Origin of the sequence: Pseudomonas sp. MBLB4136, assembly GCF_051904765.1 — a bacterium.
Taxonomy (GTDB): Bacteria; Pseudomonadota; Gammaproteobacteria; order Pseudomonadales; family Pseudomonadaceae; genus Aquipseudomonas.
In genome coordinates, this window is sequence record NZ_CP196713.1 from 2,492,086 (window position 1) to 2,504,605 (window position 12,520).

Annotated in this window: 12 protein-coding genes and 1 tRNA gene; 6 read left to right on the top strand and 7 right to left on the bottom strand. The window is 62.9% G+C overall.

Annotated features, from left to right (window positions below; all coding sequences use genetic code 11):
- Positions 1-67 precede the first annotated feature (67 nt).
- The 7 genes from pgsA to ACSX1D_RS11400 form a co-directional block, all read right to left on the bottom strand.
- Positions 68-628 carry a CDP-diacylglycerol--glycerol-3-phosphate 3-phosphatidyltransferase gene (gene pgsA, locus ACSX1D_RS11370; protein ID WP_439858631.1) on the bottom strand — a complete coding sequence of 187 codons (561 nt, stop codon included), beginning with the start codon at positions 626-628 and terminating at the stop codon, positions 68-70.
- Positions 629-661: 33 nt separating this feature from the next.
- A complete protein-coding gene (gene uvrC, locus ACSX1D_RS11375; protein ID WP_439862311.1) occupies positions 662-2,485 on the bottom strand; it encodes an excinuclease ABC subunit UvrC in 1,824 nt (607 codons plus the stop codon).
- A gap of 1 nt (position 2,486) precedes the next feature.
- Positions 2,487-3,131, bottom strand: coding sequence for a response regulator transcription factor GacA (gene gacA, locus ACSX1D_RS11380; protein ID WP_439858632.1), 645 nt, complete (start codon positions 3,129-3,131; stop codon positions 2,487-2,489).
- 151 nt (positions 3,132-3,282) lie between these two features.
- Entirely contained in the window at positions 3,283-5,268 is a 1,986-nt protein-coding gene (locus tag ACSX1D_RS11385) for a multicopper oxidase family protein (protein ID WP_439858633.1), read from the bottom strand.
- A gap of 117 nt (positions 5,269-5,385) precedes the next feature.
- Positions 5,386-6,051, bottom strand: coding sequence for an SCO family protein (locus ACSX1D_RS11390; protein ID WP_439858634.1), 666 nt, complete (start codon positions 6,049-6,051; stop codon positions 5,386-5,388).
- A gap of 23 nt (positions 6,052-6,074) precedes the next feature.
- The gene (locus ACSX1D_RS11395; RefSeq protein WP_439858635.1) at positions 6,075-7,694 is read right to left on the bottom strand and encodes a multicopper oxidase family protein; all 1,620 of its coding nucleotides are present in this window, start codon (positions 7,692-7,694) and stop codon (positions 6,075-6,077) included.
- Positions 7,695-9,138: 1,444 nt separating this feature from the next.
- A tRNA-Ser gene (locus ACSX1D_RS11400) sits at positions 9,139-9,228 on the bottom strand.
- 133 nt (positions 9,229-9,361) lie between these two features.
- Here ACSX1D_RS11400 and ACSX1D_RS11405 point away from each other — a divergent pair.
- From ACSX1D_RS11405 to ACSX1D_RS11430, 6 genes are all read left to right on the top strand, one after another.
- Positions 9,362-10,027, top strand: coding sequence for a Bax inhibitor-1/YccA family protein (locus tag ACSX1D_RS11405; RefSeq protein ID WP_439858636.1), 666 nt, complete (start codon positions 9,362-9,364; stop codon positions 10,025-10,027).
- A gap of 111 nt (positions 10,028-10,138) precedes the next feature.
- Positions 10,139-10,531: a sulfurtransferase complex subunit TusD gene (gene tusD / locus ACSX1D_RS11410; protein ID WP_439858637.1), complete on the top strand. Its 393-nt coding sequence runs from the start codon at positions 10,139-10,141 to the stop codon at positions 10,529-10,531.
- A 1-nt stretch (position 10,532) separates the two neighbouring features.
- Positions 10,533-10,892 (top strand): sulfurtransferase complex subunit TusC, encoded by a 360-nt coding sequence (gene tusC / locus ACSX1D_RS11415; RefSeq protein ID WP_439858638.1) that lies wholly within the window; start codon positions 10,533-10,535, stop codon positions 10,890-10,892.
- On the top strand, positions 10,892-11,191 hold the full coding sequence (tusB, locus tag ACSX1D_RS11420) for a sulfurtransferase complex subunit TusB (protein ID WP_439858639.1): 300 nt from the start codon (positions 10,892-10,894) through the stop codon (positions 11,189-11,191). The genes tusC and tusB overlap by 1 nt, the downstream gene beginning before the upstream one ends.
- On the top strand, positions 11,188-11,523 hold the full coding sequence (locus tag ACSX1D_RS11425; RefSeq protein WP_439858640.1) for a TusE/DsrC/DsvC family sulfur relay protein: 336 nt from the start codon (positions 11,188-11,190) through the stop codon (positions 11,521-11,523). The genes tusB and ACSX1D_RS11425 overlap by 4 nt, the downstream gene beginning before the upstream one ends.
- Positions 11,520-12,491 (top strand): glycosyl transferase family protein, encoded by a 972-nt coding sequence (locus ACSX1D_RS11430; protein ID WP_439858641.1) that lies wholly within the window; start codon positions 11,520-11,522, stop codon positions 12,489-12,491. The genes ACSX1D_RS11425 and ACSX1D_RS11430 overlap by 4 nt, the downstream gene beginning before the upstream one ends.
- The last annotated feature ends 29 nt before the right edge of the window (positions 12,492-12,520 follow it).

The window sequence follows — 12,520 nt, forward strand, 5'->3', positions numbered from 1 at the left end:
TTGTCTTGGTGACGGGCGCCATTCTATAGGTTCATGACGTCCCGTCAACCCCTTGATTCGAAAAAGTTTATTTCTTTTCGGCAGTGGTGCTGAGGTGCGGCCAGGCTGCCAGCAGATATTGCAGCATCGACCACAGGGTCAGCACTGCCGCGACGACCAGCAACACGTAACCGAGCACGACCCAGAGGGTAAACGATGGTGGATTCGCCAAGAGGATAATCAGCGCCACCATCTGTGCCGCGGTCTTCCACTTGGCCAGACTGGACACCGCCACGTGGGCGCGAGCCCCCAGTTCGGCCATCCACTCGCGCAGGGCCGACACGACGATTTCCCGTCCGATGATGATGGCGGCCGGCAGCGTCAGCCACAGGTTGGCGTGCTCGGCCACCAGCAGGACCAGGGCGACAGCCACCATCAGCTTATCGGCAACCGGATCGAGGAAGGCGCCGAAGGGAGTGCTCTGCTCCCAGCGCCGCGCCAGGTAGCCATCGAGCCAATCGGTCACCGCAGCGCAGGCGAACACGCCGCTGGCAGCCCAATAGCTCCACGAAAAAGGCAGGTAGAACAACAGTATGAAGATCGGGATCAGCAGGACGCGGAGCACGGTAAGCAGGTTGGGGATATTCATCGGCACAACTGGGCTGCGAGGTGAGTCGGCATTCTACTCGCTGTGCAATGCGGCATAAATCGACTCGGCGAGCTTTTTACTGATCCCCGGCGCCTTGGCAATCTCCTCGACGCTGGCGCGGGTCAATTCCTGCAAACCGCCAAAGTGATTGAGCAGCTCCCGCCGGCGCTTCGGCCCCACACCGGCGACCTGCTCCAGGCTCGAGGTGCGCCGGGCCTTGCCGCGGCGGGCTCGGTGCCCGGTTATGGCGAAGCGATGGGATTCGTCGCGTATCTGCTGGATCAGGTGCAATGCCGGCGAATTGCCTGGCAGGGTGAACTCATGGGCCGCATCGTTCAGGTAAAGGGTTTCCAGCCCGGGCTTGCGGGTCGTGCCCTTGGCCACGCCGAGAAGGACCAAGTCGGGAACCGCCAACTCCTCCAGCACCTCCCGTGCCATGGCCAGCTGCCCCTTGCCGCCGTCGACCAGGAGGATATCCGGCAACTTGCCCTCGTCATCCTTGACCTTGCTGAAGCGCCGGGTCAGCGCCTGATGCATGGCGGCATAATCGTCGCCGGCGGTGACACCTTCGATGTTGTAGCGGCGATAGTCCGACTTCAACGGGCCTTCGGGACCGAATACCACACAGGACGCCACCGTGGCCTCGCCACTGGAGTGGCTGATGTCGAAACACTCCAGGCGGTGCGGCAATTCATCCAAGTCCAGCGCTTCGGCCAGAGCCTCGAAGCGCGCGGCCACGTGCTGGCGATTGGCCAGGCGTGCGCCGAGGGCCTGCTCGGCGTTGGTCACCGCCAGCTGCTGCCAACGCGCCCGGGTGCCGCGCACGCGGTGGCTGATGCTCAGCTCGCGACCTCGCGCCTCGGCGATGGCGGCTATCAGGGTTGGGAAGTCCTCGTGCAGCGCGTTGACGATCAGCTCACTGGGCAGATCGCGCTCCTGACTGCTCAGGTAGTACTGGGCGAGGAAGGCCAGCAGCACTTCGCTGCCCTCCTCCTCGATCGCCACCTGGGGAAAGAAGTTCTTGCTGCCGAGCACCCGCCCGCCGCGCACGCTGATCAGGTGCACGCAGGCCCCACCGGGATTGACCATGGCGGCGACGATATCCACGTCGCCACTGCCGCCCTCCATGCTCTGCTGGTCCTGTACGCGACGCAGCAGGGCGATCTGGTCGCGCAACTCGGCTGCGCGCTCGAAGTCGAGCGCCATCGCGGCCTGCTGCATGCTCACGGACAGTTCATCGCTCAAGGCATTGCTACGGCCCTCGAGAAACATAACCGAGTGGCGCACGTCCTCGGCGTATTCCGCCGGATCGACCAGCCCGACACAAGGGCCCTTGCAACGTTTGATCTGGTACTGCAGGCAGGGGCGCGTGCGATTCTTGAAGTAGCTGTCCTCACACTGGCGCACCAGAAAGGCTTTCTGCAGCAGGCCAAGACTCTCGCGAATCGCACCGGCGCTGGGATAGGGGCCGAAATAGCGGCCCTTGAGTTTCTTCGCGCCGCGATGAATACCCAGGCGCGGAAACTCGCCATCGGAGAGAAACACGTAAGGGTAGGACTTATCGTCGCGCAGCAGGATGTTATAAGGCGGCCGCCACTCCTTGATCAGCGTCTGCTCGAGCAGCAGCGCCTCGGTCTCGTTGGCGGTGATGGTGGTTTCGACCTGGGCGATCTTGCCGACCAGCGCCGCGGTCTTCGGCGCCAGACCACTCTTGCGGAAGTAGCTGGCCAGGCGCTTTTTCAGGTTCTTCGCCTTGCCGACGTAGAGCAGCCTGGCGTCCCCATCGAACATGCGGTAGACGCCGGGCCGACCGCTGCATGTGGCGAGAAAGGCGCTGGCGTCGAATGGCGCGGTCATCTCAACTGACGGCATCGACCATGCCGTGGCGCACCGCCAGCAAGGCCAGCTCGACATCGCTGGTGATCGCCAGCTTCTCGAAGATGCGGTAGCGGTAGGTGTTCACCGTCTTCGGCGATAGACACAGCTTGTCGGAGATGCTCTGGACTTTCTGGCAACCGGCGATCATCAGGGCGATCTGGATTTCGCGCTCGGACAGCAGGTCGAATGGCGAGGCATTGGCCTGTGGTTGGAAAGGCTTCAGGGCCAGCTGCTGGGCGATCTGCGGGCTGATATAGCGCTGGCCGGCAAAAACCTGGCGGATGGCCTGAACCATCTCGGCCAGGCCGGCGCCTTTGGTCAGGTAGCCGGCGGCACCAGCCTGCAGCAGACGAGTGGGAAACGGATCGTCTTCGCAGGCAGTGACCGCCACCACTTTCAGGTCAGGGTGACTGCGCAGCAGCTTGCGGGTCGCCTCAAGGCCGCCGATGCCGGGCATCTTGACATCCATCAGGACCACATCGGGCTTGAGCTCCCGAGTCTTCTGCAGGGATTCCTCGCCAGATTCGGCCTGACCGACGACTTGCAGGCCGTCGATGTCCGCCAGCATGCGTGTGATGCCTGTTCGAACCAGATCGTGGTCATCGACCACCAGCACCCTAATCAAGCGGACTCCCCATGCGCAGCAATCTGCAGTCTGAATTGGCGTTATTTTTCGCCGCTCACCATATCAAAAAAGCGGCTGACAGACCTAGTTTGGTGCAGCGCAGTCAAATAGCAACCGTCAAAAAACAGTGTTGGCCAAGGCCCCCTCTCGGCTAACGGTTGTGCCTGCGCCTGTCCCTCGAGCCCTTGTCGCTACCGCTATCGCCTGACGCGGGTTCCTCCTCGGGCCCAGGAGCTCTGGAACCCATCGGAGCATAAGGCACCACGTCGAAGCGCAGCATCATGGCGTGGTCTTCGTGAATCAGGTTATGGCAGTGCATTACGTACCTGCCGAGAAAATCGCGAAAGCGGATCAGTACCTTGATCCTAGAGTTCGGCGGCAAGGCAAATACGTCCTTACGCCCCTGCTCATGCGGCGGCACCGGTACTTCGTCCTCAGGGTCGATACCATCGAGAAATTTGGCAATGATCCGCGCTTCCTCCATATGGATATGGATGGGGTGGGACCAGCCTCCCGACTTATTGACCAGGTCCCAGACCTCGACCGCGCCCTGGCGAATATCGACGGCGCTGCGCAGCGGGCTGAAGAACTTGTCATTGGTCGCCCACATGCCATTGCGCCGCTCGAACTCGAAGCGGCGCACCGGCGCATTGGCGATGACATTGGGGTCAAGGGGACGCAGCTCACGCAGCACGGCCGGCACCCGGCTGAGGTCCTGGCGCGGCGGATAGCGGTCGACGATCAACTTGAGCACCGGCACGCCCGGAGCCTCGACCTCGTCAGGTTTGCGGGTATCGTCCTGGGCGAGGCGATTGACCAGGTACAGCTCGGTACCGATCGGGTAGCGGGCGAAGTCCACGACGATATCGCCCCGCTCGGCCACGCTGAGACGCAGCCGATGCTGGTTGAACAAAGGCGCCGGGAGCAGATTGCCGTCGTTGGCGATATAGGTGAAGGCTTGCACCACGCCGCCTGCATCGACCAGGTAGAACTCATAGATGCGACTCGGGCCGCCATTGAGCAGGCGCAGGCGATACTTGCGCGCGGCCACTCGCAACACCGGCTCGACACGACCGTTGACCGTGACCTTGTCGCCCAGCACGCCCTCCGGATCGACCTGATCCCAGTACAGCATGCCGTGGCGGTCAAACAGCCGGTCGGAGAAGTCCAGCGGGTAGTCATAAGGGTAGCTGGGCAGGCGCAAGGCATTGGGGCTGGAGTCGAGTTCGTTGCCGGAGTCGATATGGTCGAACAGCAGGTAGAAGCCAGACAGCCCGCGGACCAGGTTCGGCGCGGTGAAGTCCATCGTGTGGTCATGGTAGAACAGCGTGCCCAGGCCCTCGCGCGGATCGCCGATGCCATTCTGCTGCTCGTCGTAACCGGCGTAGATATTGGGGTAGAAGTGATCCTTGAATTGCCCGGGCGCGGCCAGGGTCGGCCCGGCCTTGAACGCGCTGTAGTAGTCCCCGGGAAAGCCGTCGCTCTCCGAAGCCGTGTGGGCATTGTGCAGATGAGTGGAGATCTCCGGCGTGCCGAACCCTTTGTGCTCCCGCGGAAGACGATTGTGGATGCGCACGATGGTAGGCTGGCCGTAGCGCGCGACCAGGGTGGGTCCCGGCGAGGTCGCGGCTTTGCCGCCATAGGCGAAACCCCAGATACGCTGCGGCGGATAGGCCGGATTGAACAGCCAGGCGGGATTCTCCTCGACGCTCAGCTCGTAATGAGTCGGCGGATATTCGCGTGGGCGCACATACAACTCATCCCAGCGCTGATGATCGTCGCGACCGGCTTCACCGGCTGCCGTATTGGCCTGCTCCATCGGCAACGGGTCGAGCACCACTGGCGCAAACGGGTCAAAGGCCAGAGGCAATTCGATCTGCCAGGGGATACTCGGCGGGCTCTTGGCCGGTCGGTTGCCCGGCGCCCGCTCCTCGTCCGCCTCGCGCCTCTTACCGCTGCCCTTGGCGCTCAGCAGCAGCGGCGCCGCCAGGGCCACTGCCGCGCCCTTAATGAAGCCGCGCCTGCCGTTCACCTCGCCCTCTGGCGCCGACGTGCCGGCGCCCCCCTCCGGCACATGGTCGCTATCTGAGTCAATGGCCCCCTTGACCTTGTCCTGCTTGGTCGATGTGGATTTCATGACGCTTGCCCTCTAACGAGGCCCAAGCACTTCCCTGCGACGTTATTCCGAGCCCACTGTTTAACGATTCCTCCCCGCCTGGACACGACGAGAGCAGGCAGTTACCTCGCTCGCCTTCTAGCCCAGGCGAGAGGTAGCCTCATTGCCCTTGTAAGCGGTATGCACCATGGCGCCATCGACATGGTTGATGGTGCTGATGATGCGTTCCGGGTTGGCCAGGGCCGGCGCCATCGTCCAGCGCTGGTTGCGGTCGTTGCCCACACGCAGCATGCCGGTGTGGGTGGCCAGGTTACGATCAACTTCCGGGTCGGGATCATAGAAGCCCAGGCCGAAGCGCAATCGCTCTACATCGGCGGGTTCGCCAGTGAGGAACTTCCACCCGGGCAGCAACCGCTGCTGCCTGACGTACTCCTGCAGATGCTCGGGTCTGTCGAGCGCTGGCTGCAGGGTGATCGAATACATGAACACGTCCTTGCCCAGGCGCTCGCCCAGCAGCTCCTGCACCCGGCGCAGGTTGGACGTCATGGTCGGGCAGGCGCCAGAGCAGTCGACGTACATCATGTTGACGGTGACGATCTTGCCTCGCACCAGGTCGTCGTAGAAACGTACCTGCTCGCCCTCATGGGTATAGAGCGGGACGTTGGGGAAGTAGCTGTCGTCAACACCGTCGGCCTCGCCGGCGACATCGATGATGCTTTCCGCCTCAACCGGGAAACGCTGCCAGAGCAACCCGCCCAAGGCTACCGCCCCCATGCCGGCCAGTACTTTTCTTCGCGTGTTCATGGCATATCCTCCAGGCTCGGCGACTAGTCGTCTTCCTTGATGTCCCAGCGCAGCATCATGGCGTGATCCTCATGGATCAGGTTGTGGCAGTGCATCACGTACTTGCCGACGTAATCGCGGAAGCGCAGGAACACCCGGATGCTCGACATCCTTTCGAGTACATAGACATCCTTGCGCCCTTGCATATGCGACGGAACCGGAACCGCGACGCCGTCCTTGGTCATGCTGAGGATGCGCCCCTCCTCGAAGTGGATGTGGATGGGGTGGTCCCAGCCGTTGTCGATGTTCACCAGTTCCCAGACCTCGGCGCCACCCTTGGGAATGACGGCCCGCGGCTGATTGGGATCGAAAAACCGGTCATTGATCGCCCACATGCCGTTCTTGCGCTCGAACACCCAACGCCGCACCGGTGCGGCGGCGATCTCCGCGGGGTCCAGCGGCCGCAGCTCACGCAGCACATTCGGCACCTGGCTCAGATCCTGCTCGTCCGGTTCTCGATCGACGATGAACTTGAGCACCGGAGTAGCGGCGCCAAGCCCTTCGTGCCGTCGCGTCTCGGTTTGCTGCAGACGGTTGGACAGATACAGCTCGGTGCCAATCGAGTACCGGGAGAAATCGATGACGATGTCGGCGCGCTCGGCCACGGCAATGCGCACGCTAACCTGATTGCGTAACGGCGCTGGCAGCAGGTTGCCATCATTGGCGATGTAGTCGAACGTCTGTGACACACCGTTGGTTCGGGTCAGGAAAAACTGGTAGATGCGGCTCGGGCCGATATCCAGCAGGCGGAAACGATACTTGCGCCGCGCCACCCGCAGCACCGGCTCGATCTTGCCGTTGACCGCGATCTTGTCGCCCAGGGTGCCATCCGGACCAACCTGGTCGTAGACCAGCATGCCGTTGGCGTCGAAACGGCGGTCGCCAAAGCTCAATGGGTAGTCGTAGGGGTAGCTTGGCAGGCGCAGGGCCGTGGGGCTTGGATCGCGCTCATCACCCGAGTCGATATGGTCGTACAACAGATAGAAGCCGGCCAGGCCGCGGTAGAGGTTGGGCGCGGTGAAGTCGAAGGTATGGTCGTGGTACCACAAGGTACCCAGAGCGTTGCGCTGGTCGCCAATACCGTTCTGCATCTCGTCGTAACCGGCGTAGATATTCGAGTAGAAGTGATCCTTCCATCGCCCCGGTGCGGCCAGGGTCGGCCCTGCTTTGACCGGGCTGAAATAGTCGCCGGGGAAGCCGTCGCTCTCCGAACCGACGTGGGCGTTGTGCAGATGCATGGAGATTTCCGGCGAGCCGAAACCGACATGATTCTGCGGCAGGTTGTTTTGGAAGCGCACCACCACCGGCTGGCCATAGCGCGCCAAGATGGTAGGCCCCGGAGTGGTCGCCTTGTCGGAGTCGCCGGTAAAGCCCCAGATGCGCTGCTTCGGATAGGCCGGATTGAATTCCCAGCCGTCGTTCTCCTCGACGCTCAGCAGGTAGTGCGCAGGCGGGTACTGCCGCGGCGTGGCATACAGCTCCGCCCAGCGCTGATGGTGCTCACGTCCGCATTCGCCGCTAATCTCCTGCGGGGCGCCAGTGGGCTCCGGGTCATCGAGGGTTACCGACTGCAGAATAGGCGGCTCTTCCGGTAGTTCCTCCACCCAGGGAACGCTCGGCGGGCTCGGCGGCAGTGCAACTGGGCCAGGTTCCGGCTCAGGCTCTGGCTCGGGCTCCGGGTCGCGCCCCCGGCGCCTGCGCCGGGCCTCGCTGGCGGCGGAAGCGAACAGCAAGGGCGCGGCCATCGCCGCAGCCGTGAGCTTGAGAAAGGAGCGCCTTTGCTTGCCGTCGGACAACTCGTCAGGAAGCTCAGGTAGGGGTTCCCACCCCTCAGAGCGAATGGAAATCTTCCATGCTCCCGCTTCCAGCCTGTCCACGCTGTCGAGCATTCGGGTCTTCATGGCTTGGTCCTCATCAGCATTTCCAGCACCGCCACCCCAAATCGAGGCAGCATGAAACACCCCTCCGCCTGACCGCAGAAACATGGATGTTTATTGCTTGATTGAGTGGCCACACCGGCCTCAGTCGCGACAATCGGCTAAAGGCTTGCCGCGAAACTGCGAGGCGTAGGAGTGGCACGGCAGCCGCCTGGGGCTACGGATCACAAACGAGGTGGGCCATGCAGGCGAATCGACAGGATGAATTCACGACGAGATTGCCTGCTGTCTAGGATATGTAGAACCCCGCCCATAACAATCTCCCAACACATTATCCCGTGGTTTACTCGCGCCCTCTCCTTCGCGAAGAACCTGACACATCATCCCTCCCTCATTGCTAACTAAAGGATCACGACCGGTCCTTGTCAAGGAGTCGACACCCAACCCACGCACTCATTAGACAAGCCTGTAAAACCTTGTTTTTAGTGCATTTATTTTAACCTTGCTGAGATTCAGTAACGGCGTCGACAAGTGAAACCAGCGGCAAGCAGTGCTCGGCTGATTGATCGGCTTTGGGCGCGCGGACTGACAGACCTACCACCAGAAAGCGCGGAATCTTCACTGGTGCCCCATCGCGACACTCTTGAGTCGAGAGATGGGCCCAGATTGGGGTCAAGCAGCCCAGGCCGAAGTTCGAAGCTCGCCGCGCCGCAGCTTTACCCAACTATTCAAGCCCGCTGACCTGCCCTTACGCCGCGCGGGAGCTCCCTGAATGCCAGCGCACCAAAACAGGAAAAAAAGGCGCTATCTCTATGCTCGATCGCATTGCACTACTGAGCCTGGCTATGGCGCTGCTGATCCTGGGTGGCTGCACATATCACGGACAAAGCCATCCAAGTGCCGCCCCGCATGGCGATGCTCATGCAAGACACCACATCGCCCATCACCACGGGAACGCGCATCACACGTGCGCCCCCCTTCGCAGACACCATCGACACTCGCTTCGCCATGAGACAACTCTGTCAGAAGGACTATGAAGCGGCCATTCGCCGCGGTAACGGCCCGGAGGGGTTGGCACGGCCTGCAGATGCAGCAGGGCTGGAGGAGCACTCGGGATATCGCAGAAACGAAAAACCCCTGAGCCGAAGGGCATCAGGGGTTCTCGATAATTTGGCGGAAGCGGTGAGATTCGAACTCACGGAAGAGTTTCCCCTTCGACGGTTTTCAAGACCGTTGCATTCAACCGCTCTGCCACGCTTCCGGCTTCTTTCGGGCGGCAATCTTACCCGAACGCAACACACTGTCAAACTCTCTGGCTTGGCACCGTCAAATGCTCTGTTATGATCCTTCTCAACGCTGTTTACGGAACCCCAAGCCACTGAAGGAGTGTCGCCATGCGCGAACAAGATTACGCACTCAGCCACTCACAGGTTGAGCAACAAGAAGTCAGCCGCGTGCTGCGCAACACCTACGGCCTGCTGGCCATCACCCTGGCCTTCAGCGGCCTGGTGGCCTTTTTCGCCCAGCGCGCCAACGTGCCGTACCCGAATATCTTCGTGGTGCTGATCGGCTTCTACGGCCTGTTCTTCCTTACCGCGAAGCTGCGCAACTCGCCTTGGGGCCTGGTGTCCACCCTCGCCCTGACCGGTTTCATGGGCTACACCCTGGGACCGATCCTCAACCGCTATCTGGGCATGGCCAACGGTGCGGAAGTGGTCAGCTCGGCGTTCTCCATGACCGCACTGGTATTTTGCGGCCTGTCCGCCTACGTACTGACCACGCGCAAGGACATGAGCTTCCTCAGCGGCTTCATCACCGCTGGATTCTTCGTCCTGCTCGGCGCCGTGGTGGCCAGCTTCTTCTTCCAGATCAGCGGCCTGCAACTGGCGATCAGCGCCGGCTTCGTGCTGTTCTCCTCGGCCTGCATCCTGTTCCAGACCAGCGCGATCATTCACGGTGGCGAGCGCAACTACATCATGGCCACCATCAGCCTGTATGTATCGATCTACAACCTGTTCGTCAGCCTGCTGCAACTGTTCGGCCTGATGGGCGACGATTAAGCCGGCAAAGCCTAACGAAAGCCCGCTTCGGCGGGCTTTTTCATGCCTGCGGCGAGCATCTTGCGCGCGCAAGCTTTATCATTCCGCCAGATTTCCCCGCTTGGCCTGCCCATGAAATTCGCCATCGCCCTGTTTTCCGCCCCCCACGCACCCTCCTCGCGTCGTGCCCTGCGCTTCGCTCAGGCCGCCTTGGCCGGCGGACACGAGATCGTGCGCCTGTTCTTCTATCAGGACGGCGTGCACAGTGCGTCGAGCAACCCGGTCAGCGCCCAGGATGAACCGGACCTGCCCGCCGAGTGGCGCGAGCTGGTCCGTACGCAGCAGCTGGACGCGGTGGTGTGCATCGCCGCAGCCCTGCGCCGGGGGGTGCTGAACGACGAAGAAGCCCAGCGCTATGAGCGCAACGCCGCCAATCTGAGCGCCCCCTGGGAGTTGTCGGGCCTCGGCCAGTTGCATGAGGCCACGCAGATGGCCGATCGCCTGGTGTGCTTCGGAGGCCCATGACATGAGCAAGTCCCTGTTGATCATCAGCCGCCAGGCGCCGTGGGCCGGGCCGAGCGCCCGCGAGGCGCTGGACATCGCCCTAGCCGGCGGCGCCTACGACCTGCCGATCGCCCTGCTGTTCCTCGATGACGGCGTATTCCAGCTGGCCAGTGCCCAGCAGCCCAAGGTCCTGCAGCAGAAGGACCTGGGCGCCAACCTGCAGGCGCTGCCGATGTTCGGCATCGAGTCGCTGTACGCCTCGGCGCACAGCCTGCGGGAGCGCGGCCTGGCCGATCAGGCGCTGGCACTGCCCGTCGAGGCACTGGATGACGAGGCCCTGAGGGCACTTATCGACCGCTACGATCAGGTGATTACCCTCTGATGGCTACCCTGCACGTCCTTTCCCATTCGCCCTTCGGCGACAACCGCCTGACCAGCTGCCTGCGCCTGCTCGGCCCCTCCGACGGCCTGCTGCTGTGCGGCGATGCGGTGTATGCCCTGCAGCCAGCCAGTGCACCGTGCGAAGCGCTGCAGCAGGCTCCCGAATGCGTCGGCCTGTTCGCCTTGCTCGAAGACCTCGAGGCCCGCGCCATCAAGCCTCCTGCGCGCGTGCAGGCGGTGGATTACCCGCAGTTCGTCGAACTTAGCTGCCGCTTCGACAAGGTCAATAGCTGGCTATGAAGCACTTGATAGTCGACGGCCGCTCCATCGCGCTGGACAAGGATGGCTACCTAGTCGAACTGGCGGACTGGTCCGAAGCGGTGGCCGAGGCCCTGGCCCGGGAGGAAGCGCTGCACCTGGGGGCCGAGCACTGGGAAATCCTCCATCTGCTGCGTGCCTTCTACGCCGAGTTCCAGCTGTCGCCGGCCAATCGCCCGCTGATCAAGTACGTGGCGCTCAAGCTCGGGTCGGAGAAAGGCAACAGCCTGCACCTCAACCTCCTGTTCAAAGGCGCTCCCGCCAAACTCGCCGCCAAGCTGGCGGGCCTGCCCAGACCGACGAATTGCCTATGAACCTAGTCGCCCCACCGGAACACCCCTTCGCCCAGTTCGTCCGCATCCTCGGCAAGGGCAAGCGCGGCGCGCGCAACCTGACCCGCGCAGAGGCCCGCGAGGCCATGGGCATGCTCCTTGACGACAAGGTCGAGGACACCCAGCTCGGCGCCTTCCTGATGCTGCTGCGGCACAAGGAGGAAAGCGCCGAGGAGATGGCGGGCTTCGCCGAGGCGATCCGCGAGCGCCTGCAACCCCCTTCCATAGCCGTGGATCTGGACTGGCCCAGCTATGCCGGCAAGAAGCGCCACCTGCCCTGGTTCCTGCTGGCCGCCAAGGCCCTGGCACAGAGCGGGGTACGCATCCTCATGCACGGCGGCGGCGCACACACCGCAGGGCGCCTGTACAGCGAGCAGTTCCTCGGCCTTCTCGACATTCCCCTGTGCCACGACTGGGCCGCGGTCGAGCAGGCCCTAGAGGACAGGCGACTGGCCTTTATGCCGCTCGGCGCCTGGATGCCACAGCTGCAACGGATGATCGACCTGCGCAACACCCTCGGCCTGCGCTCGCCGATCCATTCCCTGGCACGGATTCTCAATCCGCTTGGCGCGCGCTGCGGCCTGCAGAGCATCTTCCATCCCGGCTACCAGGCGGTGCATCGCGAGGCCAGCCAGTTGCTCGGCGACAGTGCCCTGGTGATCAAGGGCGAAGGCGGCGAGATCGAGGTCAACCCCGACGCCACCAGCCACCTCTATGGCACCGCCGATGGAGTCAACTGGGACGAGGACTGGCCACCGCTGTCGGCGCAGCGCCACGTCAAACCGGAGCGCCTGGAGCCCGCACATCTGCAGGCGTTCTGGCGTGGCGAAGCGGACGATGCCTATGGCCGCCTGGCCGTTCTGAGCAGCATGGCGCTGGGCCTGCGCGCATTGGGGATGGCGCGTGAGGAGGCCTTCGTAGAGGCCGAGCGCCGCTGGGACGCACGATAAGTATCTAACTGAACGATATATACTGGCAG